Source organism: Streptomyces sp. NPDC021562 (genome assembly GCF_040640875.1).
Classification (GTDB): domain Bacteria; phylum Actinomycetota; class Actinomycetes; order Streptomycetales; family Streptomycetaceae; genus Streptomyces.
On the sequence record NZ_JBFACN010000001.1, the window covers coordinates 256,917 to 282,829 of the forward strand.

At 71.4% G+C, this 25,913-nt stretch carries 26 protein-coding genes; 15 read left to right on the plus strand and 11 right to left on the minus strand.

All coding sequences use genetic code 11. The features are described from left to right. Positions 1–57: 57 nt before the first annotated feature. From AB0G52_RS01200 to AB0G52_RS01220, 5 genes are read right to left on the minus strand one after another with little or no spacing between them, the layout of a single operon-like run. Positions 58–798 carry an FAD:protein FMN transferase gene (locus AB0G52_RS01200; RefSeq protein ID WP_132889311.1) on the minus strand — a complete coding sequence of 247 codons (741 nt, stop codon included), beginning with the start codon at positions 796–798 and terminating at the stop codon, positions 58–60. A gap of 55 nt (positions 799–853) precedes the next feature. After that, positions 854–1,657: an FMN-binding protein gene (locus tag AB0G52_RS01205; RefSeq protein ID WP_165939375.1), complete on the minus strand. Its 804-nt coding sequence runs from the start codon at positions 1,655–1,657 to the stop codon at positions 854–856. A 46-nt stretch (positions 1,658–1,703) separates the two neighbouring features. After that, positions 1,704–3,086: a ferredoxin reductase family protein gene (locus tag AB0G52_RS01210; RefSeq protein ID WP_165939376.1), complete on the minus strand. Its 1,383-nt coding sequence runs from the start codon at positions 3,084–3,086 to the stop codon at positions 1,704–1,706. Between the two features lie 59 nt (positions 3,087–3,145). Then, positions 3,146–3,640, minus strand: coding sequence for an FMN-binding protein (locus tag AB0G52_RS01215; protein WP_361332646.1), 495 nt, complete (start codon positions 3,638–3,640; stop codon positions 3,146–3,148). Positions 3,641–3,650: 10 nt separating this feature from the next. Continuing rightward, entirely contained in the window at positions 3,651–5,009 is a 1,359-nt protein-coding gene (locus AB0G52_RS01220; RefSeq protein WP_132889205.1) for a ferric reductase-like transmembrane domain-containing protein, read from the minus strand. Between the two features lie 150 nt (positions 5,010–5,159). On the opposite strand from AB0G52_RS01220, the gene AB0G52_RS01225 reads away from it, so the two are divergent. Then, positions 5,160–5,900 carry a response regulator transcription factor gene (locus AB0G52_RS01225; RefSeq protein ID WP_132889314.1) on the plus strand — a complete coding sequence of 247 codons (741 nt, stop codon included), beginning with the start codon at positions 5,160–5,162 and terminating at the stop codon, positions 5,898–5,900. After that, positions 5,897–7,387, plus strand: a complete 1,491-nt coding sequence (locus tag AB0G52_RS01230; RefSeq protein WP_361332649.1) for a HAMP domain-containing sensor histidine kinase — start codon at positions 5,897–5,899, stop codon at positions 7,385–7,387. The genes AB0G52_RS01225 and AB0G52_RS01230 overlap by 4 nt, the downstream gene beginning before the upstream one ends. 5 nt (positions 7,388–7,392) lie before the next feature. Here the strand turns inward: AB0G52_RS01230 and AB0G52_RS01235 are convergent, their stop codons facing one another. Continuing rightward, on the minus strand, positions 7,393–8,097 hold the full coding sequence (locus tag AB0G52_RS01235) for a L,D-transpeptidase family protein (protein ID WP_361332652.1): 705 nt from the start codon (positions 8,095–8,097) through the stop codon (positions 7,393–7,395). Positions 8,098–8,244: 147 nt separating this feature from the next. Then, on the minus strand, positions 8,245–9,117 hold the full coding sequence (locus AB0G52_RS01240) for a hypothetical protein (protein WP_132889207.1): 873 nt from the start codon (positions 9,115–9,117) through the stop codon (positions 8,245–8,247). A gap of 188 nt (positions 9,118–9,305) precedes the next feature. On the opposite strand from AB0G52_RS01240, the gene AB0G52_RS01245 reads away from it, so the two are divergent. The 5 genes from AB0G52_RS01245 to AB0G52_RS01265 all read left to right on the plus strand — a co-directional run bounded on the left by AB0G52_RS01245 (position 9,306) and on the right by AB0G52_RS01265 (position 15,297). Then, positions 9,306–10,577, plus strand: coding sequence for an argininosuccinate synthase (locus AB0G52_RS01245; RefSeq protein ID WP_361332655.1), 1,272 nt, complete (start codon positions 9,306–9,308; stop codon positions 10,575–10,577). Continuing rightward, positions 10,558–11,985 (plus strand): argininosuccinate lyase, encoded by a 1,428-nt coding sequence (gene argH, locus AB0G52_RS01250; RefSeq protein ID WP_361332658.1) that lies wholly within the window; start codon positions 10,558–10,560, stop codon positions 11,983–11,985. Before AB0G52_RS01245 ends, argH begins: the two co-directional genes overlap by 20 nt. Before the next feature lie 165 nt (positions 11,986–12,150). Next, positions 12,151–13,122 carry an aldo/keto reductase gene (locus AB0G52_RS01255; RefSeq protein ID WP_361332661.1) on the plus strand — a complete coding sequence of 324 codons (972 nt, stop codon included), beginning with the start codon at positions 12,151–12,153 and terminating at the stop codon, positions 13,120–13,122. 103 nt (positions 13,123–13,225) lie between these two features. Then, positions 13,226–13,777 carry a TetR/AcrR family transcriptional regulator gene (locus tag AB0G52_RS01260; RefSeq protein WP_361332664.1) on the plus strand — a complete coding sequence of 184 codons (552 nt, stop codon included), beginning with the start codon at positions 13,226–13,228 and terminating at the stop codon, positions 13,775–13,777. Further along, complete coding sequence (locus AB0G52_RS01265; protein ID WP_361332667.1) at positions 13,774–15,297, plus strand: MFS transporter; 1,524 nt, start codon at positions 13,774–13,776, stop codon at positions 15,295–15,297. Before AB0G52_RS01260 ends, AB0G52_RS01265 begins: the two co-directional genes overlap by 4 nt. 12 nt (positions 15,298–15,309) lie before the next feature. Here AB0G52_RS01265 and AB0G52_RS01270 read toward each other — a convergent pair whose 3' ends face one another. Beyond that, positions 15,310–16,971 carry a multicopper oxidase family protein gene (locus AB0G52_RS01270; RefSeq protein ID WP_132889211.1) on the minus strand — a complete coding sequence of 554 codons (1,662 nt, stop codon included), beginning with the start codon at positions 16,969–16,971 and terminating at the stop codon, positions 15,310–15,312. A gap of 191 nt (positions 16,972–17,162) precedes the next feature. Further along, positions 17,163–17,834 carry a lysophospholipid acyltransferase family protein gene (locus tag AB0G52_RS01275; RefSeq protein WP_132889212.1) on the minus strand — a complete coding sequence of 224 codons (672 nt, stop codon included), beginning with the start codon at positions 17,832–17,834 and terminating at the stop codon, positions 17,163–17,165. Between the two features lie 321 nt (positions 17,835–18,155). On the opposite strand from AB0G52_RS01275, the gene AB0G52_RS01280 reads away from it, so the two are divergent. The 3 genes from AB0G52_RS01280 to AB0G52_RS01290 all read left to right on the plus strand — a co-directional run bounded on the left by AB0G52_RS01280 (position 18,156) and on the right by AB0G52_RS01290 (position 20,460). Then, positions 18,156–19,337 carry a glycerophosphodiester phosphodiesterase gene (locus tag AB0G52_RS01280; RefSeq protein WP_132889213.1) on the plus strand — a complete coding sequence of 394 codons (1,182 nt, stop codon included), beginning with the start codon at positions 18,156–18,158 and terminating at the stop codon, positions 19,335–19,337. 74 nt (positions 19,338–19,411) lie between these two features. Next, complete coding sequence (locus AB0G52_RS01285; RefSeq protein ID WP_132889214.1) at positions 19,412–19,918, plus strand: sigma-70 family RNA polymerase sigma factor; 507 nt, start codon at positions 19,412–19,414, stop codon at positions 19,916–19,918. A 44-nt stretch (positions 19,919–19,962) separates the two neighbouring features. Further along, positions 19,963–20,460, plus strand: a complete 498-nt coding sequence (locus AB0G52_RS01290) for a GNAT family N-acetyltransferase (protein ID WP_132889317.1) — start codon at positions 19,963–19,965, stop codon at positions 20,458–20,460. A gap of 30 nt (positions 20,461–20,490) precedes the next feature. On the opposite strand, the gene AB0G52_RS01295 is transcribed toward AB0G52_RS01290, so the two are convergent. Together AB0G52_RS01295 and AB0G52_RS01300 are read right to left on the minus strand one after the other, a co-directional pair. Continuing rightward, positions 20,491–20,904: a hypothetical protein gene (locus AB0G52_RS01295; RefSeq protein WP_132889215.1), complete on the minus strand. Its 414-nt coding sequence runs from the start codon at positions 20,902–20,904 to the stop codon at positions 20,491–20,493. A gap of 1 nt (position 20,905) precedes the next feature. Further along, positions 20,906–21,265 (minus strand): hypothetical protein, encoded by a 360-nt coding sequence (locus AB0G52_RS01300; protein WP_132889216.1) that lies wholly within the window; start codon positions 21,263–21,265, stop codon positions 20,906–20,908. A gap of 69 nt (positions 21,266–21,334) precedes the next feature. Between AB0G52_RS01300 and AB0G52_RS01305 the strand changes: the two genes are divergently transcribed. The 5 genes from AB0G52_RS01305 to AB0G52_RS01325 all read left to right on the plus strand — a co-directional run bounded on the left by AB0G52_RS01305 (position 21,335) and on the right by AB0G52_RS01325 (position 25,820). Continuing rightward, positions 21,335–21,982 (plus strand): HAD family hydrolase, encoded by a 648-nt coding sequence (locus tag AB0G52_RS01305; RefSeq protein ID WP_132889217.1) that lies wholly within the window; start codon positions 21,335–21,337, stop codon positions 21,980–21,982. A gap of 374 nt (positions 21,983–22,356) precedes the next feature. Next, positions 22,357–23,391 carry an ATP-binding cassette domain-containing protein gene (locus AB0G52_RS01310; RefSeq protein WP_165939378.1) on the plus strand — a complete coding sequence of 345 codons (1,035 nt, stop codon included), beginning with the start codon at positions 22,357–22,359 and terminating at the stop codon, positions 23,389–23,391. After that, positions 23,388–24,113 carry a methionine ABC transporter permease gene (locus AB0G52_RS01315; RefSeq protein WP_132889219.1) on the plus strand — a complete coding sequence of 242 codons (726 nt, stop codon included), beginning with the start codon at positions 23,388–23,390 and terminating at the stop codon, positions 24,111–24,113. The genes AB0G52_RS01310 and AB0G52_RS01315 overlap by 4 nt, the downstream gene beginning before the upstream one ends. Positions 24,114–24,181: 68 nt before the next feature. Continuing rightward, a complete protein-coding gene (locus AB0G52_RS01320; RefSeq protein WP_132889220.1) occupies positions 24,182–25,012 on the plus strand; it encodes a MetQ/NlpA family ABC transporter substrate-binding protein in 831 nt (276 codons plus the stop codon). A gap of 178 nt (positions 25,013–25,190) precedes the next feature. Continuing rightward, positions 25,191–25,820, plus strand: coding sequence for a GNAT family N-acetyltransferase (locus AB0G52_RS01325; protein ID WP_165939379.1), 630 nt, complete (start codon positions 25,191–25,193; stop codon positions 25,818–25,820). The last annotated feature ends 93 nt before the right edge of the window (positions 25,821–25,913 follow it).

Consider the following 25,913-nt stretch of genomic DNA (forward strand, 5'->3'; position numbering starts at 1 on the left):
GGAGGAAGCGATATGGATGGCGCTCAACAGGACAAAAGCGAAAAAAGCTCGATCCGCTCAGCCGAGCCGCGCCGCGAGTCCCCCGGTGCACCGCACCTCGTCACCGGCCGTGATCAGCAGCCCCTCCACGTCCGGCAGCGACTCCAGGAAGGCCAGCCCGGCCCGCGACCCCATCGCGAACGCCGCCGTGGCCCAGCAGTCCACCCACGTCAGCCGCGGGCCCACCACCGTCACCGCCACCAGGTCCGTCACCGCCGACCTGCCCGTCCGCGGATCGACGATGTGGGCGCCCCGCTCCGCCGTGCCCGAGGTCGCGACCGACAACTCGGTCACGCCCGCCGCGGAGATGACCGCCGCCAGCCCGCCGGGCCGCAGCGGATCCGCGATGCCCACCCGCCACGCCCGCGTGGGCTCCGGCGTGCCGAGCATCTGCACGTCGCCGCCGCCGTTGACGCTGACGCCGCTGACCCCGGCCACCCGGGCGAGCGCCCGGGCCGCCCGCTCCGCCGACCAGCCCTTGACGATGCCGGTGGGATCGAGCCGGCCCCGGTAGCGCGGGCTGAACCAGCCGTCGCTCACCCGCTCCGCCTCGGCCGCCAGTTCCAGCACCTCGGCGACCTCGGGATCGCACTGCGCGACCTCGATCTCCGCCCGCGCCAGCCGGGACACCTGGCTGTTGTCGCGGTAGGTGCTGAACACCTCGTCGACCCGGTGCAGCCCGGCCACCGCCTCGTCCAGGGCGGCCCGTACCGCGTCCGGGTCCCCGCCGCGGACGTCGAAGGAGAAGACGGTCCCCATGACCTCCTCCGCGTGCCGCACCGCGGCGGGAGCCTCCGCGGGCTCCGCCACCGCCTCAGCCACCTGCCTGGTCCAGCGCCGACTGCAGCGACTGCTTGTAGCCGGTGCTGGTGTAGGTGGCGCCGGAGACGGAGTCGATGTTCGCGTTGCCCGCCGCCACCGCCTCCTTGTTGAGCTGCGGCACGGCCAGCGCCGTCTTCTGGTCGCTGAGACCGCCCTTGGGGGCCTGGACGGCCTCCGCCTTGGTGATCTTCCCGCCCGCGACGGTGATCCGGACCTGGACGGCCCCGTACTGGGTCTGTGCGACCTGCCCGGTCACCGTCTTCGCCTGCGCCTGCGCGGACCCCGACGAAGAGGACCCCGACGAGGAACCCGGGGACGAGCCGGAGGAGGACGAGGGGGCCGCCTGCTTCATCTTGTCCAGCGCCGACTGCAGCGACTGCTTGTACCCGGTGCTCGTGTACGTCGCCCCGGACACGGAGTCGATGTTCGCGCTCTGCGCCGCCACCGTCTCCTTGTTGAGCTGCGGCACCGACAACGCGGTCTTCTGGTCGCTGGTGCCGCCCTTGGGCGCCTGGATCGCCTGGGCCTGGGTGATCTTGCCGTTGGCCACGGTCAGCCGGACCTGCACGACCCCGTACTGCGTCTGGGTCGCGGCCCCGTCCACCGTGGTGGCGCCGGCGGCCCCGGTGCCGCCCTGCGGCGACTCCTGCCCGGCCGCCGCGGCCGACGGCGCCGCGCCCGCCGCGGACGCGGCCGCCGGGTCCGACGACGGCTTCAGCGACAGCAGCAGCACGACACCGGACACGGTCGCCGCGGTGGCCAGCACCACCCGCCTGATGGGGTGACTCTTCCTCATCGTTCCCGAACTCCCGATTCCTGGATTCCCGTGTGGTCCCCGTCGCTCACATCTCGAACGACTCGTGATGGATGCGGCGGGCGGGGACCCCCGCGCCGCGCAGTGCTTCGTACACGCCCTGCGCGAACCCGGGCGGGCCGCACATGAAGACGTCGTGGTCGTCGATGTCCGGGATCTTCCGCTGGAGGTTCTCCGCGGAGATGTCGGGACGCTCGCCCTCCGGACTGTTGACCGCGTACATCAGCCTGGCCCCGCGCTCCTCGGCGATCTTCGCCAGTTCGTCCCACAGGGCCAGGTCCTGGGTGGTGTTGGCCCGGTAGAGCAGGGTCAGGTCGCCCGCGGCGCCGGGCAGCGTCTCGAACAGCGCCCGCATGGGCGTGATCCCGACGCCGCCCGCCACCAGCAGGACCTTGCCGCGGCTGCGCCGGGACGCGGTCATCGCCCCGTACGGCCCTTCGGCCCACACCTTGGTCCCCGGCCGCAGTTCGCGCAGCCGCGCGCTGTGGTCCCCGATCGCCTTGACGGTGATCCGCAGCATGTCGGGGCGGGGGGCCGCCGACAGGGAGTACGGGTGCGAGCTGAACCGCATCCCGGGCGCCAGGAACCGCCAGCGGAAGAACTGACCGGCCTCCGCGCCCATCCGGTGCAGCTTGCGCCCGCCGATCAGCACCGACACGATGCCCGGCGTCTCCTCGATGACCGCCTCGACCCGCATCCGGTGCCGCAGGTTGAGCCGGATCGGGGTGAGGATCCGATACCAGACGACCAGCAGGGTGACGGTGCCGTAGAGGCCGTACCAGAAGGTCTTGGCGGCCGGGGTGAGCGCGAAGTCGTTGCCGGTGGTGATCTGGTGCCAGAACGTCAGGAACACCGCGCCGTACGTCAGCACGTGCACGTGGTACCAGGTGTCGTACGGCAGCCTGCGCCGGACCGGGCCGATCGAGGTCAGGCCGATGACGACGAAGAGACCGGTGCCGATGGCGGCCTTGCCCATGTCGGGCAGCTGGTTGATGGAGTCGATCGTCTGCTGGACGATGTCGTTCAGCGTCTTGCCCGCCTGCAGCGCGTAGCCCCACATGATGAGGAAGACGTGCGCGAAGACCAGGCAGAGCGTGTAGCGGCCGCTCATCGCGTGCCAGCGGGCGACGCGGTCGGAGCCGACCCGCCGCTCCAGCGCCGGCACGCGGGCCATCTGCAGCACGACCAGCGCCATCAGGTAGCCGGCCAGCAGACCGGTGATCCGGCCCGCGTTGAGTATCTTGCCGTTGGTGTCGGCGATGGACGGGGTGTTGTGCCACCACAGCCAGAGCACGGCCGCCGCGCCCGCCCATACGGCGAGCAGCAGCGGTACGGCCGGGGAGCGGCGCGGGCGGATGCGGCGCATCGTCTGGCGGCGGGCGGCACGTCCGCCTGCGAGTGTGGTGGTCACGGTTCCTCCGTGGGGAATTGACCCTTGGCCCACAGGTACGTGCCGTACCGCCTGATTGTTCAGAGTCCCGCGGAGTCGAGTGCGGACTGGAGTGACTGCTGGTAACCCTCGCTGGTGTAGGTGGCCCCGGAGACGGTGTCGATGCTCGCGCTCTGCGCCGCCAGCGCCTCGCTGCGCAACTGCGGCAGGGCGTAGCTGTTGATCTGCTGGTCGCGCGGGTTGTCCTGCGGGTACTGGACGGCCGTCACATCGGTGATCCTGCCGCTCTTCACGGTCACCCGGACCTGGACGGGCCCCCAGCGGGTCTGCACGGTGTTCCCGGTGACGGTCTTGGTGCCGGTGCTGCCGGACTTGCCCGACTTGCCGGAACCGGTGCCGGCGGTCGCGCCCGGTGTGACGCTCGCGCTGCTCGACGGCGCCGGAGCCGCCGAGTCAGTGATCACCGTCGGGCTGGTGTGCGGCTTCAGTGCCAGCAGCAGCACGATCCCGGAGACGGTCGTGGCACTCGCCAGCATGACCCGGCGCAGGGGGCGGTTCTTGTTCAGTGCGTGCACGGCAGCGGCCTCACAGCTCGAAGGACTCGTGGTGGATACGGCGGTCGGGCACCCCGGCGGCCCGCAGCGCGTCGTACATCTCCTGGGCGAAGCCGTGCGGACCGCAGATGTAGACGTCGTGCGCGGCGAGACCGGGGAAGGTGGCGCGCAGCGCCTGGGCCGTCAGGGCGGGGCGTTCACCCCGCGGGCCGTTGAGGGCGTAGAGCACCCGGGCCCCGCGCCACCGCGCGATCGCCTCCAGCTCGCCGCCCAGCGCCAGGTCCTCCGCCGTGCGGGCCCGGTAGAGCAGGGTCACCTCGCCGGGCAGCGTCTCGAACAGCGCCCGCAGCGGGGTGACGCCGACCCCGGCCGCGATCAGCAGGGAGCGCCGGGCGGTGGCCCGGTCGGCGGTGAGGGAGCCGTACGGACCCTCCGCCCACACCCGGGTGCCGGGCCGCAGCAGCGGCACGGCCGCGCTGTGGTCGCCGAGCGCCTTGACGGTGATCCGCAGCAGGTCGCCGCGCGGCGGCGCGGACAGCGAGTAGGGCGTCGACGTCCAGCCCATGCCGTCGCCGCCGAAGAAGCGCCAGCGGAAGAACTGCCCTGCCTGCGCGCCCAGTGCGTCGATCCGCCGCCCTCGGATCACCACCGAGTACACGCCGGGCGCCTCCTGCTGCACGGACTCCACGCGCAACCGGTGCCGGAGGTTGAGCCGGACCGGCGCCAGCACCCGGAACCACACCACCAGGGCCGCGGCCCCCAGGTACAGCGCGTACCAGAAGGCGGTGGCGACCGGCTTGCCGTTCAGGTCGTTGCCGAGCGCCAGCTGGTGGCCGAAGGCGAGGAAGACGGCCGCGTACGTCAGCAGGTGGACGTAGTACCAGAACTCGTAGCTGGTACGACGGCGCACCGCACGCGCCGAGGTGATGCCGACCGCGAAGAGGATCGCCGTGCCGGCGGTCGCCTTGAGCATCTCCGGGTAGTGCAGGACGACGTCGACCGCCTCGCGGACGACCCCGGCGTGGTCCTGCGCCGCGTACCCGGTGAGGATCAGCACGACATGCGCGACCAGCAGGCACACCGTGTACCGGCCGGCCATCGCGTGCCAGCGGGCCACCCGGTCCGACCCGACCCGGACCTCCAGCAGCGGCACCCTGGCCATCAGCGCGACCAGCACCGCACAGGCGTACCCGCACAGCAGTCCGGCGATCCGTCCGGCCCCCGTCAGCCAGCCCGCGGCACCGACGATCGAGCCGGTGTCGGACCACCACAGCGCGAGCACGGCCGCCGCCCCGGCCCACAGCACGGTGAGCACGGCGACGGCGGGGGAGCGGCGCGTGGCCACGGCGTGCCCGGCCGGGGCCGTGCGCCGTTCGTCCACGGTCGTCATGAGAGGCGTCCTTTCTCCGGTCAGGACGCCCACTGTGCAGCGCGAACCTCTGAGGGACCTCTGAGCGGGCCCGTCCCAGCCCACTCAGAGGAAACTCAGAGCACCGGCGGGCACCGCTCACCGTCCGGAGGAGAGATGCTGGTAGACGCGATGAACACCACCCGCTCCGGCCGTCCCGCCCTCACCCGCCCCGACGGCACCCCGCTGCGCGTCCTCGTCGTCGACGACGACCCCGACCTCGCGGAGGTGCTCACCGGCGCCCTGCGCTACGAGGGCTGGCAGGTCCGCGCCGCCGGCGACGGCGCCACCGCGCTGACCGCGGCGCAGGAGCTGATGCCCGACGCGGTGGTCCTCGACGTGATGCTCCCGGACACCGACGGCTTCGCCGTGCTGCGCTCGCTGCACCGGGTCCAGCCGGACGTGTGTGTGCTCTTCCTCACCGCCCGGGACGCCGTCGAGGACCGGATCGCCGGTATCACCGCGGGCGGTGACGACTACGTCACCAAGCCGTTCAGCCTGGAGGAGGTCGTCGCCCGGCTGCGCGGCCTGCTGCGCCGGGCCGGCATGGCCCGCCAGCAGGAGGACGGGCCCCGGCTCACGGTCGGCGACCTCACCATGGACGAGGAAGCCCGCGAGGTCACCCGGGCGGGTGAACTGATCGAGCTGTCCCCGACCGAGTTCGAGCTGCTCCGCTTCCTGATGCGCAACCCGCGCCGGGTGCTCAGCAAGGCCCAGATCCTCGACCGGGTCTGGTCCTACGACTTCGGCGGCCGGGCCCACGTCGTCGAGCTGTACATCTCCTACCTGCGCAAGAAGGTGGACGCGGGCCGCGATCCCATGATCCACACGGTGCGCGGCGCGGGTTACGTCCTCAAGCCGGTGAGCAGGTGAATCCCCTGCGACGGCTACGGCACCTGCCCCGCCCCCGCTTCCCGCGCACCCTGCGGGCCCGCCTCACCGCGGGCCTGGTGGTGCTGCTGGCGGTGAGCTGCGCGGCCGTCGGTGTCGCCGCGGTGGTCGAGCTGAACGGCTTCCTCACCGGCCGCGTCGACCAGCAGCTCCAGCAGAGCGGGCCGAGCTTCCCGCAGTCCCTCGAACACGGCAGGATCAAACCCAGCGACCGGGACGGCGACGAACACGGCGACACCCGCCGGCAGGCCTCCGGCACCTTCGGCGCGCGCCTGGTGAACGGCCGGATCACCAACGCGGCCCTGATCCCCGCCGACGACGATCCGGACCTGACCGTCGGTCTCACCGCACGCGACCGCACGGCCCTGGCCGAGGTGCCGGCGGACGGCAGGGGACACACCGTCCGCCTGCGGTCGATCGGCGACTACCGCATCGTGGCCTGGACCGGCCTGGACGGCGACGTCCTGATGACCGGTCTGCCCCTGGAGCCGGTGCACGCGACCGTGCACCGGCTGGAACTGGTCGCGGCGGTGGTCTTCGGTCTCGCGCTGGCCGTGGCCGGGGTCGCCGGCGCCTTCTGGGTCCGCTGGTCCCTGCGCCCCCTGAGCCGGGTCGCGGCCACCGCCGCCAAGGTCAGCGAGCTGCCCCTCGCCAGCGGTGAGGTGGCGCTGCCGCCCCGGGCGCCCGAGTCCGATCCCCGCGGCGAGGTCGGCCGGGTGGCCACCGCCTTCAACCGCATGCTCGGTCATGTCGAGGACGCCCTCACCAAACGCCACGCGAGCGAGGAGCGCCTGCGCAGCTTCGCCGCCGACGCCAGCCACGAACTGCGCACCCCGGTCGCCTCGGTCCGCGGACACGCGGAACTCGCCCTGCTCCACCCCGGCCCGGTGCCGCCCGAGATCACCCGGGCCCTGGAACGCATCGCCGCCGAGTCCGCGCGCATGGGCGAGATGGTCGACGACCTCCTCCTGCTGGCCCGCCTGGACGCGGGCCGCCCCCTCGAACGCACCCCGGTGGACCTCACCCGGCTGGTCCTGGACGCGGTGACGGACGCCCGCGCCACCGGCCCGGACCACCGCTGGTCCCTGGACCTGCCGGAGGACCCGGTCACGGTCCCGGGCGACACCCACCGCCTCCACCAGGTGCTGGCCAACCTGCTGGCCAACGCGCGCCTGCACACGCCGGCCGGTACGAAGGTGACGGTGACCCTGGAGACGGACGGCGGACGGGCGGTCCTGCACGTCCACGACGACGGTCCCGGCATCCCGGCCGACGTCCAGCCGGGCGTCTTCGAACGCTTCACCAGGGCGGAACACCGCCGCCGCCAGGACGCGACAGGGGCAGGAGCGGGCCTGGGGCTGTCGATCGTGGCGGCGGTGGTGGAAGCGCACGGGGGGACGGTGACCCTGGAGAGCCGTCCGGGCGCGACCACGTTCACGGTGGAACTGCCGGCGGCCCCGGGCGCCTAGGGCGGTCAGTACCGGGTGAGCGCCGTGTTCCCGGCCGCGGTCCCCACGGCGATGTGCGGCCTTTTCCTCGGGTCGACCCACTGAAGGATCCGCCGCATCGCGTCCTGGGGCACCGACACGCATCCGGCCGTCGTGCCCGCCCCGTCGACATGGAGGAAGATCCCGGCTCCCCGGCCTCGCACCGGCTTCCGGTAGTTGAACCCGATCACCAGCGCGTAGGCGTACTGCTCCGGGTACGACGACAACCGCTCCGACTCCGCGGCCCGGCAGTCGCCCGGCAACGGCTCCACCCAACGGTTGTAGGAGGCCGAACCGGTGTCCTGGCACCACCAGGAACCCGCGGTCACCGTGCGGTACTCGACCAGGGTCCCGGTCGGCGCCGCCCGCAGTCCGAAGCCGAACGGGAGGTCGTACAGCCCCGTAGGGGTCGTGTTCGTGTCCTGCTTCCGTCCGGCCCCCTCGACCAGGCCCTTCGCCCCGAACCGGGCAGCTGCGGAGCCCTCCTTCACCCACCGGCCGCCCCGGCGCTCCCACCAGGTCAGGGTCCCGGAGGTCGCGCTCGGCGCGGACGCCTCGGCGGTGATCAGCTGGCTGCCGCCGCCCGTGTCGGCCATCAGGGCGGGCAGGGGCGCGGGGTCCCCGGTCCCGGGAGCCGCACCGAGCAGCAGCAGGCAGGCGGAGACGAGGACAGCGGGGAGGCCTGGGCGCATGGCTCAGACCGTAGGCGCGGGCGGCGGCGCCGGCAGCCGGGGTGGGCCGTCCGGGGTGCCACGGCGCCGGGTGCCGTGCGTCGCCGGACGCCACCGTGGCCGCCCCGGCCGGCGCTGTACGCGGGGCGGCCACGGCTGCCTGTCACGTCACTTGGTGAGCGTGCAGGCGGCCAGGGAGTCGAGGCCGGTGGGCTTGGCGGCGGTACGGCCGATCGAGATGGCGATCCGGTCGATGGTCGACTTCCGCTTGTCCGCCAGCGGGCCGAGGATCGCGTTCTGCACGAAGTTGGGGCCACCCTGGCCGACCGTGCTCCGGAGGCGGTTGTTGGCCTCCTGGATCTGCGTCTGGAGGAGCGTGAGGTTGCGGGTGACCTCCGCCTGCGCGGTGGCGGGGATCGCCGGCAGCTTCGAGGCGACGTCCGGGCAGCTGATCGTGCCCACCCCGCTGTTGCCGGCGTTCGTCCCGGCGTTGCCGGCCGACTGCTGCTGGTTGCCCGTCTTGCCGGGCGCGGCGGAGGCTGCCGTCGAGCCCGTCGCCGTACCGGTGCCGGTGTTCGTGTTCGTGCCGCCCGCGTTCAGGGTGCACGGCGCCAGCGCGTCCAGACCGGTCGGCTTGGCGGCCGTACGGCCGATCGCCGTCGCGATCCGGTTGACCGTCGCGATGCGCTTGTCCTTGAGGGGACCGAGGATCGCGTTGTTCACGAAGTTGGGCCCACCCTGGCCGACGGTGTCGACCAGCCGCTTGTTGGCCTCCTGGATCTGCGTCTGGAGGAGCGCGAGGTTGCGGGTGACCTCCGCCTGTGCGGTGGCGGGGATCGCCGGCAGCTTCGAGGCGACGTCCGGGCAGGTGATCGTGCCGGGCGAGGCGGCGAAGGTGCGGGCGTTGGCGGTACCGCTGCTGTTGTCCGGCGTTCCGGCCAGGGCCGAACCGGCGATGACCGCACCGGACAGCGCCACGGCGGCGGCACCGCCGATGATCGCGACACGACGCTTGTTGTACTTCGGAAGAGCCCTGGACATGCGGATGCCTCACTTGGGTCAGAGGTGGGTTTACAAACGCGGCGCCAGCGTTCAGGCATGGGTACGGGTAAGCGGTTTCGTTTGTTCAAACCTTTCTGAGAATCCGTCCGCGATCCCGGCGGATTGACGAACCATGCAGAGCTCTGCATACTCATGCATAGCGAGCGGATGTACGTGAGGAGGGACCCATGACCGAGCGCGTCGTACTCGCCTACTCGGGCGGGCTGGACACCTCCGTCGCCATCGGCTGGATCGCCGAGGAGACGAACGCCGAGGTCATCGCCGTCGCGGTGGACGTCGGCCAGGGTGGCGAGAACCTGGACGTCATCCGCAAGCGGGCCCTCGCCTGCGGGGCGGTCGAGGCCGAGGTCGCCGACGCCAGGGACGAGTTCGCCGAGGAGTACTGCCTCCCGGCGATCAAGGCCAACGCCCTCTACATGGACCGCTACCCCCTGGTCTCCGCGCTCTCCCGGCCGGCGATCGTGAAGCACCTGGTGGCCGCCGCCCGCAAGCACGGCGCCACCACGGTCGCGCACGGCTGCACCGGCAAGGGCAACGACCAGGTCCGCTTCGAGGCCGGCATCGTCGCCCTGGCCCCCGACCTGACCTGCATCGCCCCGGTCCGCGACTACGCGATGACCCGGGACAGGGCCATCGCCTTCTGCGAGGCGAAGAACCTGCCGATCGCGACCACCAGGAAGTCCCCGTACTCCATCGACCAGAACGTCTTCGGCCGCGCCGTGGAGACCGGCTTCCTGGAAGACATCTGGAACGGCCCGATCGAGGACATCTACGAGTACACCCAGAACCCCGCCACCCCGCGCGAGGCCGACGAGGTGGTCGTCACCTTCGACGCGGGCGTACCGGTCGCGATCGACGGCAGGGCGGTCACCGTGCTCCAGGCGATCCAGGAGCTCAACGCACGCGCGGGCGCCCAGGGCGTCGGCCGCATCGACCTGGTCGAGGACCGCCTCGTCGGCATCAAGTCCCGCGAGGTGTACGAGGCTCCGGGTGCGATCGCGCTGATCACCGCCCACCAGGAGCTGGAGAACGTCACCGTCGAGCGCGAACTCGCCCGCTACAAGCGGCAGGTGGAGCAGCGCTGGGGCGAACTCGTCTACGACGGCCAGTGGTTCTCCCCGCTCAAGCGCGCCCTGGACGGGTTCGTCAACGAGGCGAACCAGCATGTCACCGGTGACATCCGGATGACCCTGCACGGCGGCCGCGCGGTCGTCACGGGCCGCCGTTCCGAGTCCTCCCTCTACGACTTCAACCTCGCCACCTACGACACCGGCGACACCTTCGACCAGGCCGCGGCCAAGGGCTTCATCGACATCTACAGCCTGTCGTCGAAGATCGCGGCCAAGCGGGACCAGGCATGGACAGGCCCGGATCTGCGAGGATCCGGGCACCCGTCAACCCTCTCTAGGAGCAACGCAAGTGAGCAGCAACAGCGGTGACGTACGGCTCTGGGGCGGCCGTTTCGCCGACGGTCCCGCCGAGGCCCTGGCGAAGCTGTCCGCGTCCGTCCACTTCGACTGGCGGCTCGCGCCCTACGACATCGCCGGTTCCCGCGCCCACGCCCGGGTGCTCCACAAGGCGGGCCTGCTCACCGAGGACGAGCTCCAGCGCATGATCGCGGGCCTGGACCAGCTGGAGGCCGACGTCGCCGCCGGCTCCTTCGTGGGCACGATCGCCGACGAGGACGTCCACACCGCCCTGGAGCGGGGCCTCCTGGAGCGCCTCGGCCCGGACCTCGGCGGCAAGCTGCGCGCCGGCCGCTCCCGCAACGACCAGGTGGCGACCCTCTTCCGGATGTACCTCCGGGACCACGCCCGGGTGATCGGCGGCCTGATCGCCGACCTCCAGGACGCCCTGATCGGGCTCGCCGAGGCCCACCCGGACGTGGCGATGCCCGGCCGCACCCACCTCCAGCACGCCCAGCCGGTCCTCTTCGCCCACCACGTGCTGGCCCACGTCCAGTCCCTGTCCCGGGACGCGGAGCGGCTGCGCCAGTGGGACGAGCGCACGGCGGTCTCCCCGTACGGGTCCGGCGCGCTCGCCGGTTCCTCGCTGGGCCTGGACCCGGAGGCGGTGGCGGCCGACCTCGGCTTCGAGCACGGCAGCGTCGGCAACTCCATCGACGGCACGGCCTCCCGCGACTTCGTGGCGGAGTTCGCCTTCATCACCGCGATGATCGGCGTGAACCTCTCCCGGATCGCCGAGGAGGTCATCATCTGGAACACGAAGGAGTTCTCCTTCGTGACCCTGCACGACGCGTTCTCCACCGGCTCGTCGATCATGCCCCAGAAGAAGAACCCGGACATCGCGGAGCTGGCGCGCGGCAAGTCGGGCCGCCTGATCGGCAACCTCACCGGCCTCCTGGCCACCCTGAAGGCACTGCCCCTCGCCTACAACCGCGACCTCCAGGAGGACAAGGAGCCGGTCTTCGACTCCTGCGACCAGCTGGAGGTCCTGCTCCCCGCCTTCACCGGCATGATGGCCACCCTCACCGTCAACCGCGAGCGCATGGAGGAACTGGCCCCGGCCGGCTTCTCCCTCGCCACCGACATCGCCGAGTGGCTGGTCAAGCAGGGTGTGCCGTTCCGCGTGGCCCACGAGGTGGCCGGCGAGTGCGTGAAGGCCGCGGAGGCCGAGAGCAAGGAACTGGACGAACTGACGGACGACCAGTTCGCGAAGATCTCCGCCCACCTGACCCCCGAGGTGCGCACGGTCCTCAACGTCCCCGGTGCCCTCGCCTCCCGCAACGGCCGCGGCGGTACGGCCCCGAGCGCGGTGGCCACCCAGCTGGCCGAGGTCAAGGCGGACGTGGCCCGGCAGCACGAGTGGGCCGACGCGAAGAAGTAGAACGTCCCCGCGCCCGGAAAGGGGCGCGGGGAACTGCGCGAGCAACCCCCACCCGGCCGCACTCGCCGACGCACCGCACCCCCCCGAGCTGAACGGCGAACCGAAGGGCATCACGGGATACGTTGGTCGAAGTCCTCTCCGAGGCCGACCGAAACGGAGCCCGCGATGCCCTTCGCCCGACTGGCAACAGCAACCACCCCGACCTGCCACATCGGCCTGGGCCTCGCCGCGGTCGGCCGCCCCGGCTACATCAACCTCGGGCGTGAGGCGGACCTCGGCGAGGACCGCAGCGTGGCAGCCCTTCGCGCCCGCACCCACGAACTCCTCGACGCCGCCTACGCCCAGGGCGTCCGCTACTTCGACGTCGCCCGCTCCTACGGCCGCAGCGAGGAGTTCCTCGCCGGCTGGCTCACGGCCCGACCGGACCTCACCGACGTGGTCGTCGGCAGCAAGTGGGGCTACACCTACACCGCCGACTGGACCACGGACGCCGAGAAGCACGAGGTCAAGGACCACAGCGTCGAGACCTACGACCGCCAGCGCGCCGAGACCGCGGAACTCCTCGGTGACCGGCTCGACCTCTACCAGGTCCACTCGGTGACCCCGGACAGTCCCGCCCTCACCGACAAGGAACTCCACGCCCGCCTCGCCGAAGCGGCGGCGGGCGGCCTCACCGTCGGCTTCTCCACGAGCGGCCCGGCCCAGGCCGACGCCATCCGGGCCGCCCTCGCCGTCACGGTCGACGGCGAGCCCCTCTTCCGTACGGTCCAGTCGACGTTCAACGTCCTGGAGACCTCGGCGGGTGCCGCCCTGGCCGAGGCGCACGAGGCCGGACTGACGGTGATCGTGAAGGAGGGCATGGCCAACGGCCGGCTCGCTGCCCCGCACGCCCCCGACGCGGTACGCGCCGTGGCCGAGGAGACCGGCCTCGGCTGTGACGCCGTGGCGCTCGCGTTCGTACTGCGTCGCCCCTGGGCCGGAGTCGTCCTCTCCGGCGCGGCGACACTAGCCCAGCTGGCCTCCAACCTGCACGCGGCCGTCGTCGACCTGGACGAGGGCCAGCTGACCCGCCTCGTCTCCCTCGCCGAGGACCCCCGTGCCTACTGGGAGCACCGCGGCAGCCTGCCCTGGCACTGAGCGGCAGGGCTCCCGGACCCCCGCGAGTCCTCATGCCCGCCACGCATGAGTCACGCATGCCCGTCGTGAGACACGCGTGTCTCATCTGCGCTACTCTCGTCTCATGCCCCTCGATCGTGACCACGTCCTCCGCAGCGCCGCCGCCCTGCTGACCCGTAAGTCCACGGCGACCATGGACGAGGTCGCCAAGGCCGCCGGGATCAGCCGGGCCACGCTGCACCGGCACTTCGCGGGCCGCGACGCGCTGGTCCGCGCGCTGGAGGCGCTCGGTATCGCGGAGTGCGAGGCGGCCCTGGACGCGGCCCGCCTCGACGAGGGCCCGGCGGCCGACGCCGTGCACCGCCTGGTCCGCACGATCGAACCGGCCGCCGGCCTGCTGGCCTTCCTGTACACCGAGAACCAGCTGTTCGAGGGCGACGGGCAGAACGCGGGCTGGACCCGGATCGACGACCGCATCGCGGCCCTCTTCCGGCGCGGACAGCGCAGCGGCGAGTTCCGCATCGACCTCACGCCGGCCTGGCTCACCGAAGCGCTGTACGGCCTGCTGGCCTCCGCGGCCTGGGCGGTCTCCGAGGGCCGCGTCGCGCCCAAGGACTTCACCCACATGATCGTCGAGCTGCTGCTCGGCGGCGCCCGAAGAAGAGAGGAACCATGACCAGCGCCCTGCGGCCGGCGGCCGCCACGGAGACGGAGAAGCGCCCGGGCCGGTGGCTCGCGCTCTGCGTGCTCGTGCTCGCCGTGCTGCTTGTGGCCGTCGACGCCACCGTCCTCGGCCTCGCGACCCCCTACATCAGCGAAGACCTCGATCCGTCCGGAACCCAGCTGCTGTGGATCGGTGACGTGTACTCGTTCGTCATCGCCGGTCTGCTGGTCTCCATGGGCAGTCTCGGCGACCGCATCGGCCGCAAGCGGATCCTGCTCTGCGGCGCAACCGCGTTCGGCGCGATATCCGTACTGAACGCCTACGCGACCACACCCGGGATGATGATCGCCGCCCGCGCCCTGCTCGGTGTCGCGGGCGCGACCCTGATGCCGGCGACCCTCGCCCTGATCCGCAACCTCTTCCACGACCCGCGCGAGCGCAGTCTCGCCGTCGGCGTCTGGGGCGCGGCGGCCTCGGCCGGTACCGCCGTCGGCCCGATCGTGGGCGGTTTCCTGCTCGAACACTTCTGGTGGGGCTCGGTCTTCCTGATCAACCTGCCGGTGATGGTGGTCCTGGTCCTGGTCGGCGTCCGGACGCTCCCCGAGTCCCGCAACCCCGACCCCGGACCCTGGGACCTGATCAGTGTCGTCCTGTCGCTGGTCGGCATGATCGCTCTCGTCTACGCGGTGAAGGAGGCGGCGGCCCACGGCCTCACCGCGGTCACCGCCGCGGCCGCCGTGCTCGGCGCCGCCGCCCTGCACGGCTTCGTGCGCCGTCAGCTCACCATGCCCAGGCCCCTGCTGGACATGCGGCTGTTCCGCAGCCGCGGCTTCAGCGGCGCCGTGCTGGCCGACCTGCTGACCGTGCTCGGCATGTCCGGCCTGGTGTTCTTCCTCTCCCAGTACCTGCAACTGGTGCAGGACAGACCGCCGTTCGAGGCCGGCCTGGCCGAACTCCCCGCCGCCGTAGGTGCGGTGGGGGCGGGCCTGGTGGCCGGCCGCGTGGCCCGCCGCTACTCGGTGCGGCTGGTGGTCTCCGGCGGCCTGGCGGCCGTGGGCGTGGCCCTGGCCGCGCTGACGACCCTGTCCCGGTCCACCGGCTACCCGGTGCTCGGTGCCGCCCTCCTGGTGGTGGGCGTCGGCGCGGGCTTCTCCTTCACGGTCACGGCGGACGTGATCCTCTCCAGCGTCCCCAGGAACCAGGCGGGCGCCGCCTCCGCCGTCTCCGAGACGGCGTACGAACTGGGCGCGGCGCTGGGCATCGCCCTGCTCGGTTCGATCGTGACGGGTGTCTACCACGGTTTCCCGGGCCCCACGGGCACCCCGGCCGCCGCCCACGAGTCCCTCGGAGCGGCGGTGGAGGCGGCGCGGACCATGCCCTCGCCGACGGCTGCCGACATGCTGACAGCGGCCCGCGACTCCTTCGTCCACGGCCTCCACCTGGCGTCAGGAGCGGGAGCGGCGGTCCTCCTGGCCACGTCGGCGGCGGCGTGGTTCCTGCTCAGGGGGCAGGAACTGGAGGGCGCCGGGTGACCCACCGGCACCTCACCTCTTGTACCCCAGCACCGTCATCATCCCGCTCTCCGAGTGGTACTGGTTGTGACAGTGCAGCATCCACAGCCCGGGGTTGTCGGCATCGAAGTCCAGCACGAGCTTGCGGTGCGGCAGCACGATCGTGGTGTCCTTGCGCGCCCCGGTCGAGCTGATCCCGTTGACCGAGAACGTGTGTCCGTGCAGGTGCATCGGATGCCACATGTCGGTCGCGTTGACGAGCGTCAGCCGCACCCGCTCACCGGCCCGCACCGCATGCCGTTCCCGCACGTCGTACGGCTTGTGGTCGAACCCCCAGTCGTAACGCTGCATCGTGCCGGTGATCCTGATCCGCAGATCGCGGTCGGGAACCCGGTCGTCCATGGCGACGGACTCGGCCGGCAGCAGCCGGCGCGCCGGCACGATCTCGCGGTCGAGCTCGTCCGGACGGGCATCCGGCGCCGGAAGGTTTCTGCCCTTGTCGGTCCGCAGGATCGCCACCCCCTTGCCCTTCTTGCCCTCGGCGAGCGCGACCAGCGGGAAGACCCCGTCCTTGGCGGTGACCAGCACGTCGTACCGCTCGGCCATGCCGATGAGGAGCGCGTCGGTCCGCTTGTGCTGCACGGGATAGCCGTCGGTGTGGGTGATCGTCATGGGGTGGTCGCCGAGCGCCACCCGGAACGCCGTCTCGGAACCCGCGTTGATGATCCGGATCCGGATGCGGTCGCCGGGGCGGCAGCGGAAGACGGAGGGGTCGGTACGCAGCCGTCCGTTGATCAGATAGTGGGGGTAGTTGACGTTGCCGCCCTCACCGTGGAGCAGGCGGCTGTGGGAGTCGCGCAGCACCCGGTCCGGCCCCGTCGCGCGCCTGGCTCCGGACGCCGCCGCCGACGGCGACCCGGACCGCGACGCGGAAGCGCTCGCCGACGCGTGCGGACCGGCGCTGTGCCCGGCCGGGCCCATCCCCATGCCCCCCATCCCCATCTTCATGCCGCCGCCCGGCTTGAGCTGTTCGAGCACGTGCTCGGGGGTGGAGCCCTCGATGCCGTCGAGCCAGTCGTCCAGGACGACGATCCATTCCTTGTCGTACTTGAGCGGTTCCCTCGGGTCGTCGACGATGAACGGCGCGTACAGCGCCCGGTCCGGCTGCATGCCGACGTGCGAGTGGAGCAGGTACGTCCCCGGGTGGGCGGCGGTGAAGCGGTAGACGAAGTCCGCGCCCGGCGCGATGGGTGCCTGGGTCAGGTCCGGGGCGCCGTCCATGTCGCAGCGCAGCCGCACCCCGTGGGCGTGCAGAGTGGTCTTCTCGACCAGCCGGTTGCCGAGGGTCAGGCTCAGCACGTCACCGGCGGTGACCCGCACCAGCGGCCCCGGCACCGACTCGTTGTACGCCCAGCTGTGCACGGACCGTCCGCCCAGGTCCAGCATGCTCTCGGCGGCCGTCAACCTGACCATGCGCACCGGCCCCGAGCCGCGCCTGCGCTCGGCCGCCAGCACCTCCGGGTCCGACGGGTTGACATACCCCTTGGGTCCCTGGGGGACGAACGCTGCGGTACCGGCCGGGTGCCGCGGGCCGGAGCGGGGTTCGGAGCCGGAGTCGGAACATGACGCCAGGAGCCCCGCGCCTGCGGCAGCGAACGGAGCACGGAGCAGGGTACGCCGAGAAGGTTTCTGCATATCTGAATAAGACATGCTGTGTGCTCATATGCCAGGTAAATGCGAAGGAATGACCGAAGTGTCGGGCCAGATTCCACCGGCAGGCGGACGCCGGACAACCCAGGGCGGATGTCAGGCGGATGGCAGACAAAAGGGCACGGACCAACGGCCCGTGCCCATCCCCCGAAAGGGTGTCAGACGCTCGCCCGTGTTCAGGCGGCCTTCGCCTTCGTGGCGTACATGTCCACGTACTCCTGACCGGACAGCCGCATGACCTCCGCCATCACGGAGTCGGTCACGGCCCGCAGCACGTAGCGGTCCCGGTCCATGCCCTCGTACCGGGAGAACTCCATCGCCTCGCCGAACCGCACGGTCACCTTGCCGGGCCGCGGCATGCCCTTGCCGCCGGGCTGGAGCTTGTCCGTGCCGATCATGGCGAACGGCACCACGGGCGCGCCGGTCATCAGCGTCAGCCGCGCGATGCCGGTACGGCCCCGGTACAGCCGGCCGTCGGGGGAGCGGGTGCCCTCCGGGTAGATCCCGAAGATCCTGCCCTCGTCCAGGACCCGCTTGCCGGTCATCAGCGCGGCGACCCCGCCGCTCGCGCCGTCCCGGTCCACCGGGATCATGCCGACGCCGGTGAAGAACCAGGCCATCAGCCGGCCCTTGAGGCCCTTCCCGGTGACGTACTCGTCCTTGCCGATGAAGAACACCTGCCGCTTGCTGACCAGCGGCAGGATCATCGAGTCGATGAAGGTCAGGTGGTTGCCGGCGAGGATGACCGGACCGTCCCCCGGGATGTGCTCCACGCCCTCCGCCCGGAGGCGGAACATCAGGCGCATGATCGGTCCGAGCACTGCCTTGATGAGCGCGAAGCGGGACAACGGGTCCTCCGATGTCGAGTGGCGGTATGAGTCTGTGCAGGTGAGGACATTACTCGCGGCTCCGTGGGAAGCGCACATCGGGTTCGGCCGGTTCACCGAGGTCTTACGTAGTGTTGACGCTGGTTTACCTGCGGTGGCGTCCCGGCGGCACGCGGCCACCGGGCGGCGGCCATGTGACGGAAATCGCCGACGGCCCGTCATGCCGGCCGTCCAGCAGCCATACGGCGTCACCCGGCCGTTGGGCCGGCCGTCTCCCGTCGGTCACGTCCGCACCCCTACGATCGGCGCGCATGCGAGAGGGCGGACGGCAGGAGAGCGCTCATGGACAGCAACGAATCGAACGAGCGGACCCGGGCGGACGGCATGACCGGGCGGCGGGCGCTGCTCGGCGCCGCGGTCCTCGGCGCCGGCGGTGCGGTCCTCGGACTGCCCGGTGCCGCCAGAGCGGCCGAGGCGAAGCCGGCCGGACACGGCGGCGGGCTCAAGAGCCTGCCGAAGCCGGCCATCATCGGCCACCGTGGCTCCAGCGGCTACCGGCCGGAGCACACCTTCGGCTCCTACGACCTGGCCCTCGACCTCGGCGCCGACGTCGTCGAGGCCGGCGACCTGGTCCCCACCAAGGACGGCCACCTGGTCTGCCGTCACGAGCCGGAGATCGGCGGCACCACGGACGTCGCCGACCACAAGGAGTTCGCCGACCGCAGGACCACCAAGACGCTGGACGGCGTCCCCACGACCGGCTGGTTCACCGAGGACTTCACGCTCGCCGAGCTGAAGACGCTGCGCGCGGTGGAGCGCATCCCCGCCAACCGCCCGCACAACACGCTCTACAACGGCCGCTGGGAGATCCCCACCTTCGAGGAAGTCCTCAAGTGGCAGGACGAGCAGACCCGCAGGCGCGGCAAACAGGTCTGGATCTACCCCGAGACCAAGCACCCCACCTACTTCCGCGGGCTCGGTCTCGGCCTCGAGGAGCGGGTCGCCAAGCTGCTGCGCAAGTACGGCAAGGACAAGCGGAACTCGCCGGTCATCCTGCAGTCCTTCGAGCCGACCAGCATCCAGCGCCTGAACACGCTGGTCGACAACCCGCTGGTCGTGCTGCTGTCGGCCGCGAACACCCGGCCCTACGACTTCGTGGCCACCGGTGACCCGCGCACGGTCGCCGACCTGATCACGCCGAAGGGCCTGCGCGAGATCGCCGGTTACGCGCAGGGCATCGGCCCGACCCTCGACCTCATCATCCCGAAGGACGCGGGCGGCGACCTCACCGAGCCGAGCACGCTGGTCGCGGACGCGCACAAGGTGGGTCTGGTCCTGCACCCCTACACCATGCGCAACGAGAACCCGTTCCTGCCGCCGGCCTTCCGCAGGGGCAGCGCCCCGGACGCCTACGGCGACGTCTTCCGCGTCTTCCAGGCCTACTTCGCCACGGGCATCGACGGTGTCTTCACCGACAACGCCGACACCGCCCTGCTGGCCCGCGCCGACTTCGTCAACGGCTGAGCCACCGCCCCCCGTTCGGGGTGTCTCCCGGCCGTCCCGGCAACCTGCCCCGGGGCGGCCTCGTCGTTCCGCGTATGACGCACGACCTGGTCGCCGCCCTGCGCCCGCTGCTCACCGCCGAGGCCCGCGCCGAGGCGCATGCCTCGGGGAGCGACCCCGGCGACCTGGAACAGACCGTCTGGCTCCGCCTCCTGGAGCGCCTGGCGGCCCACGGCCCGCCCCGCGCACCCGAGGACTGGCTGCGCCGGGCCGTCCGCGCGGAGTCCCGCCGCGCCCGCCGCAGAGCACGCCATGAACGGCCCTACGGCACCGAACCCGCCGACCTCAGCGCGGCCGGCCCGGAGCAACTCGCCCTCGCGGCCGCCCACCACCGCGCCCTGCGCGCCGCGGTCGCCCGCCTGCCCGGCCGCTGCCCCCGCCTGCTGCAGGCCCTGTTCTCCCCGCGGGACCTGACATACCGGGAGGTCGCGGTGGAGTTGGGTATCTCACAGGGCAACCTTGGACCGGAACGTTCCAGATGTCTGGGATGTCTGCGCCGATTGTTGACGCCGGAGGTTGCGGCCCGCGAAGCGCGGGGATAGGAGTGAGAACGACAGGTGATCAGGTGAGCGGGAGGCGTGCGCACATGGGCATGAGCGTGACCATCTCGGTGGCGACCGAGCATGACGCGGAGCAGATCTTCAGGCTCCAGTACCTGTGCTTCCAGAGCGAGGCGGCGCTGTACGGCAACTACCGCATCGACCCGCTCGTGCAGAGTCTGGACTCGGTCCGCCAGGAGGTCGCCGCCGACTGCGTCTTCGTGGCCCGCCTCGGCGAGGAGGTCGTCGGCTCGGTCCGCGGCAAGATCACCGAGGACGGCGCCGCGGCCATCGGGAAGCTCTGCGTCCACCCCCGCCTCCAGGGTCACGGCATCGGCGCGAGGCTGTTGCGCGCGGCCGAGTCGGCGCTGGTCGAGGAGCGCGGCGCCAAGAAGTTCCGCCTCTTCACCGGCCACCGCAGCGAGGGCAACCTCAGGCTGTACCGGAGGGTCGGCTACGAGACGGTGGGCACGTCCGAGGGCGCGGACGGCGTCCCGATGATCGTCCTGGAGAAGCCGGCCACCACGTACGCGACAACGGCTTGACGCACCGGTCCCCTTGACGGGAGCGCCCCGTCAGGGGCGCGCGGCGCCCTTGCGCAACCAGTACAGAGCGGAAACCGGCAGCAGCACGGGAATGAACACGTACCCCATCCCGTAGTCCGACCACACGGTCGCGTCCGGGAACGCGGAACCGTCTACGACGGTCCACGTCCCCACGATCAACACCCCCGCGAGCTCGGCGGCGCAGCACGCCTGCGCCACCCTGCGGGCCGTCTCCCCACCCCGCACCAGCGTGTACGTGATGAACGCGTACACCACCCCCGCGACCGCCGACAGCGAGTACGCGAGCGGCGCCCGGTCGAACTCGGTGGCGATCTGGTACGCGGACCGCGACACCGCCCCGACCACCATCACCCCGTAGAACCACACGAGCAGCGTGCCCGGCCCGCTGGTGAGCCGCTTCGGCTTCTCTTCCACGGCCGTCATCTCAGCCTCCCCAGATGTCATAGAGCCGCACCTCCAGCACCGCCAGCACCACACCGCCGGCGGCGACCGTCACCGACCCCCACCGGGTCCGCTCGGCGAGCGACATGAACCCCGCGGCCGGCACGCACGCGAACGCCCCCAGCAGATAGGCCACGAAGATCGTCGTCCCCTGGTCCGGCTTCCCGCCCCGCGCCAGCAGCACGATCCCGGCCACCAGCTGGACCAGCGCCAGCACCGTCACCACGGCCATCCCGATGAAGTGCCAGTCCTTCGTCGGCTGGTCCCGGTACGCCGCCCACCCGCACCACACGGCGAGCAGCAGCGCGGCGACACCGGTCGCCAGCAGCAGGGCATTGAGCATGCGGTGACCTTATTACGGCCGAAAGGGCGCGATGCCGTCGCCCCTGCCGTACGCCGTAGGGTCGGGAACATGACGATCCACGCACAAGCCCTGCTCTTCGACAACGACGGGACCCTCGTCTCCACGCTCGCCTCGGTCGACCGCTGCTGGACCCGATGGGCCGTCGAGTACGGGATCACCCCCGAGGAGTTCGCCCGCGTCGCGCTGCACGGCCGCCCCGCCGCCGAGATCGTCGCCGACCTGCTGCCCGCGGCCCGCGTGCCGGAGGCCGTCGCCAGGGTCGAACAGCTGGAGGTGGACGACGTCCCGGGCGGCGTCCACCTGCTCCCCGGCACCGCCGCCCTGCTCGACTCCCTCCCCGCGGACCGCTGGGCCGTCGTCACCTCCGCCACCCGCCGGCTGGCCGAGGCCAGGCTGGACGCCGTCGGCATACGGCCGAAGACGCTCGTCTGCGCCGACGACATCACCCGGGGCAAGCCCGACCCCGAGCCCTACCTCCTCGCCGCCCGGCAGCTGGGTGTCGATCCGGCCGGCTGCGTCGTCTTCGAGGACGCCCCGGCCGGTCTCCGGGCCGGCCGCGCCGCGGGGATGACCACCGTGGCGTTGACCACAACCCACCAGCCGCACGAGCTGGTCGCGGACCTCGTGGTGAAGGACCTCTCGGCCGTGTCGGTGCTGGTCACCGACCGGGGCGTGGAGATCGCCGAACGCGTGTGACGGGTGTCCGCCGCTGTCCAGCATGCGGACAGCGGCGGCCTGTCAGGACCGTAGGTCTGGTTTACTGATCGCATGACCACGACGAGCGACCGCACCCCGGTGACCGAGGCGACCATGACGCCCGGTGCTCGTTGTATGTGTCGAATGTGCGCCTTCTAGAGGGCCCCCGCACCACCCCAGAGCTCGCGCCCCGAAGCGAGACAGGTGGCATGTCCGTACGACGCCCCGACGCGCGTACGTGACGCACGCCGCCCCCGCGCACATGTTCTCCCCGGTTCAGCGCCTTCGCGAGAACCGTGCCGCGTCCCCGCACGAACGCATCCGTGCGCCCGGGCACACCCGCGCCCGCGCACTCGACAGTGACGGAAACCCACGTGATCACCACAACGGGCCTGACCAAGGTCTACCGCTCGCGCGGCCGCGAGGTCACCGCCCTCGACGGCGTCGATCTGCACGTCCGTGAGGGCGAGGTGTACGGCGTCATCGGCCAGTCCGGCGCCGGCAAGTCCTCGCTCATCCGCTGCGTCAACCTCCTGGAGCGTCCCACCGCCGGGACGGTCACCGTCGCCGGACAGGACCTCACCGCCCTCGCCGGGCGCGGTCCGCGGGCGGGCAGGGAGCTGCGGCAGGCGCGCAGCCGTATCGGCATGGTCTTCCAGCACTTCAACCTGCTGTCCTCGCGGACCGTCCAGGACAACGTCGAACTGCCGCTGGAGATCCTGGGAAGGTCGGGGAAGGAACGTTCCCGCAAGGCGCTGGAACTGCTCGACCTCGTCGGGCTCGCCGACAAGGCGAAGGCCTACCCGGCCCAGCTCTCCGGCGGCCAGAAGCAGCGCGTCGGCATCGCCCGCGCACTGGCCGGCGACCCCAAGGTGCTGCTCTCCGACGAGGCGACCAGCGCCCTCGACCCGGAGACCACCCGCTCCATCCTCCAGCTGCTGCGCGACCTGAACCGGCAGCTGGGCCTGACCGTCCTGCTCATCACGCACGAGATGGACGTCGTGAAGACGATCTGCGACTCCGCCGCCCTCATGGAGAAGGGGCGGATCGTCGAGTCCGGGACCGTCAGCGAACTGCTCGGCACCCCCGGCTCCGAACTGGCCGGCGCGCTCTTCCCGCTCGGCGGCGAGGCCTCCGGCGACGACCGCACCGTCCTCGACGTCACCTTCCACGGCGAGGCCGCCACCCAGCCGGTCATCTCCCAGCTCTCCCGCACCTACAACATCGACATATCGATCCTCGGCGCGGCCATCGACACCGTCGGCGGCCTCCAGGTCGGCCGGATGCGCATCGAACTGCCCGGCCGCTACGAGGACAACGTGGTGCCCATCGGCTTCCTGCGCGAACAGGGTCTGGGGATCGACGTCCTGGGCCACGAGCCCGCGCCGGTGAAGGAAGGTGCCAAGTGAGCTGGTCCGAGATGCAGCCGCTGTTGTCCCAGGCGTGTTGGGACACCCTCTACATGGTCGGCTGGTCCACGCTGATCGCCGTCGTCGCCGGCCTCCCGTTGGGCGTCCTGCTCGTCCTCACCGACCGGGGCGGCCTGCTCCAGAACGTGCTGGCGAACAAGGTCATCGGGCAGATCGTGAACATCGCCCGCTCGATGCCGTTCATCATCCTGATGGTGGCCCTGATGAGCTTCACCCGCTGGATCACCGGCACCACCATCGGCCGCGAGGCCGCCATCGTGCCCCTCGCCATCGGGGCCGTCCCGTTCTTCGCGCGCCTGGTCGAGACGGCCGTGCGCGAAGTGGACGGCGGACTCGTCGAGGCCGTGCAGGCGATGGGCGGCAACACCTGGACCGTCGTACGCAAGGTCCTCGTACCGGAAGCGCTGCCCTCCCTCATCTCCTCCACCACGACCACGATCGTCGCCCTCATCGGCTACTCGGCCATGGCCGGCACGGTCGGCGCCGGCGGTCTCGGCGACATCGCCATCCGCTACGGCTACCAGCGCTTCGAGACCGAGCTGATGTGGATCACCGTCGCGATCCTCGCCGTCGTCATCTCGGTCATCCAGTTCGCCGGCGACTACGCGGCGCGCTCGCTGCACCGCCGCGGCGGCCGGTCCGGCCCGGCCCCGAAACTGCGCCTGCTGAAGGCGTCGGCCGCCGCCGGCAAGACCGCCTGAGCCCACCCCCAGTTCTCCCCGCACCACCCTCCGCGGGGTCGCTCCACCCTTAAGGAAAGGCACTTTTCGTGCGTAACACCGCCAAGCTCACCACCGCCGTCCTCGCCGCCGGAGCCCTCACCTTCGGGCTCACCGCCTGCGGCTCGCAGAAGGACTCCGCCTCCTCCGACCACAGCGGACCACTGGTCGTCGCCGCGAGCCCGACCCCGCACGCCGAGATCCTCGACTACGTCAAGGACAACCTGGCGAAGAAGGCCGGACTCGACCTCCAGGTCAAGGAGTTCACGGACTACATCACGCCGAACACGGCGACCGAGGACGGCTCGGTGGACGCCAACTACTTCCAGAACCAGCCGTACCTCGACGACTTCAACAAGAAGCGCGGCACCCACATCGTGCCCGTCGTCACGGTGCACCTGGAGCCGCTCGGCCTCTACTCCCACAAGGTCAAGAGCGCCGACGCGCTGAAGAGCGGTGCGACGATCGCCGTCCCCAACGACGCCGTGAACGAGGCGCGCGCCCTCAAGCTGCTCGCCGCCAACGGACTCATCACCCTCAAGGACGGCGCCGGCAGCGAGGCGACCCCGCAGGACATCGCGAAGAACCCGAAGCACCTCACGTTCAAGGAGGTCGAGGCGGCCCAGACCGCGCGCTCCCTGGACGACGTGGACGCCGCGGTGATCAACGGCAACTACGCCATCTCGGCCGGCATCAAGCCCGCCAAGGACGCCCTCGTCCTGGAGTCCGCCAAGAACAGCCCGTACGGCAACTTCCTCGCGGTGAAGAAGGGCAACGAGAAGGACCCGCGCGTCAAGAAGCTCGCCAAGCTCCTCACCTCGCCCGAGGTCAAGAAGTTCATCGAGGACAAGTACCAGGGTTCGGTCATCCCGTCCTTCTGATCGTCCTCCCGGCCGTCCTCGGCGGCACGTATACGGCGTATCGCCACGCACGGGGTCCACTCGCTCACCGGGGGTGGGCCCCGTCGTGCGGTTCGGTGGTTTCATGCTGCATGCTGGGCAGTTCGCGGGCTCCGAAGGTCTGGGCCCGGAAGTATTTCCGAAGGTTACGGAGCGGCGCATGAGTAGCACCTTCCCCAACATCTCCATCAGCACGGAGCGGTTGGTGCTGCGTCCCCTCGACGAGGACGATGTGCCCGCCCTGGCGGAGATGATGAACGACGAGCAGGTGGCCGCCTGGACCGACGTCCCGCAGCCGTTCACCGAGGCCGGCGCCCGGCACTGGATCACCGCGTACGCCCCCGCGGAGCGCACCTCGGGCCGGGGCCTGGACCTCGCGGTCACCGAGTTCCTGACCCAGCGCCTGGTCGGCGTCATCCAGCTGACCAAGACCGACTGGCACATCCGGGCCACCGAGTTGTCGTACATCGTCGCCCCCTGGGCCCGCGGCGAGGGCTACGCCTCCGAGGCCGCGCTCGCCACCGCCCAGTGGCTCTTCGGCGACCAGAAGTTCGAGCGCATCGAGCTGCGCACGGCCGCCGACAACACCGCCTCCCAGCAGGTGGCCCAGAAGATCGGCTGTATCAGCGAGGGCGTCCTGCGCAACGCCTGCATAGCCCACGTCCGCACCGCGGACGGCACCTGGGCGGACCTGCGCACCGACTTCATCGTGTGGAGCCTACTCCCGGAGGACCTGGAGGGCGCCGGCGAGGAACTCGCCGGAAGTGAAGGCTTCACTTCCTGGAACTGACGCGGGCGCACCCGCCCCGTCGCACGCGCTCCACCTCCACCGGGTACTCTCACGGAGCCCGCCCACGGGCACCGGACCCTGACGACCTGCGAA

Bases quoted from the DNA above. Each gene is read 5' to 3' on its own strand.
- AB0G52_RS01200 (WP_132889311.1), bottom strand. From the start codon at position 798: ATGGGGACCGTCTTCTCCTTCGACGTCCGCGGCGGGGACCCGGACGCG.
- AB0G52_RS01240 (WP_132889207.1), bottom strand. From the start codon at position 9,117: ATGTCCAGGGCTCTTCCGAAGTACAACAAGCGTCGTGTCGCGATCATC.
- AB0G52_RS01265 (WP_361332667.1), top strand. From the start codon at position 13,774: ATGACCAGCGCCCTGCGGCCGGCGGCCGCCACGGAGACGGAGAAGCGC.
- AB0G52_RS01295 (WP_132889215.1), bottom strand. From the start codon at position 20,904: ATGACGGCCGTGGAAGAGAAGCCGAAGCGGCTCACCAGCGGGCCGGGC.
- AB0G52_RS01245 (WP_361332655.1), top strand. From the start codon at position 9,306: ATGACCGAGCGCGTCGTACTCGCCTACTCGGGCGGGCTGGACACCTCC.
- AB0G52_RS01255 (WP_361332661.1), top strand. From the start codon at position 12,151: ATGCCCTTCGCCCGACTGGCAACAGCAACCACCCCGACCTGCCACATC.
- AB0G52_RS01235 (WP_361332652.1), bottom strand. From the start codon at position 8,097: ATGCGCCCAGGCCTCCCCGCTGTCCTCGTCTCCGCCTGCCTGCTGCTG.
- AB0G52_RS01300 (WP_132889216.1), bottom strand. From the start codon at position 21,265: ATGCTCAATGCCCTGCTGCTGGCGACCGGTGTCGCCGCGCTGCTGCTC.
- AB0G52_RS01225 (WP_132889314.1), top strand. From the start codon at position 5,160: ATGAACACCACCCGCTCCGGCCGTCCCGCCCTCACCCGCCCCGACGGC.
- AB0G52_RS01220 (WP_132889205.1), bottom strand. From the start codon at position 5,009: ATGACGACCGTGGACGAACGGCGCACGGCCCCGGCCGGGCACGCCGTG.
- AB0G52_RS01280 (WP_132889213.1), top strand. From the start codon at position 18,156: ATGGACAGCAACGAATCGAACGAGCGGACCCGGGCGGACGGCATGACC.
- AB0G52_RS01325 (WP_165939379.1), top strand. From the start codon at position 25,191: ATGAGTAGCACCTTCCCCAACATCTCCATCAGCACGGAGCGGTTGGTG.
- AB0G52_RS01205 (WP_165939375.1), bottom strand. From the start codon at position 1,657: ATGAGGAAGAGTCACCCCATCAGGCGGGTGGTGCTGGCCACCGCGGCG.
- AB0G52_RS01305 (WP_132889217.1), top strand. From the start codon at position 21,335: ATGACGATCCACGCACAAGCCCTGCTCTTCGACAACGACGGGACCCTC.
- AB0G52_RS01270 (WP_132889211.1), bottom strand. From the start codon at position 16,971: ATGCAGAAACCTTCTCGGCGTACCCTGCTCCGTGCTCCGTTCGCTGCC.
- AB0G52_RS01290 (WP_132889317.1), top strand. From the start codon at position 19,963: ATGGGCATGAGCGTGACCATCTCGGTGGCGACCGAGCATGACGCGGAG.
- AB0G52_RS01260 (WP_361332664.1), top strand. From the start codon at position 13,226: ATGCCCCTCGATCGTGACCACGTCCTCCGCAGCGCCGCCGCCCTGCTG.
- AB0G52_RS01285 (WP_132889214.1), top strand. From the start codon at position 19,412: ATGACGCACGACCTGGTCGCCGCCCTGCGCCCGCTGCTCACCGCCGAG.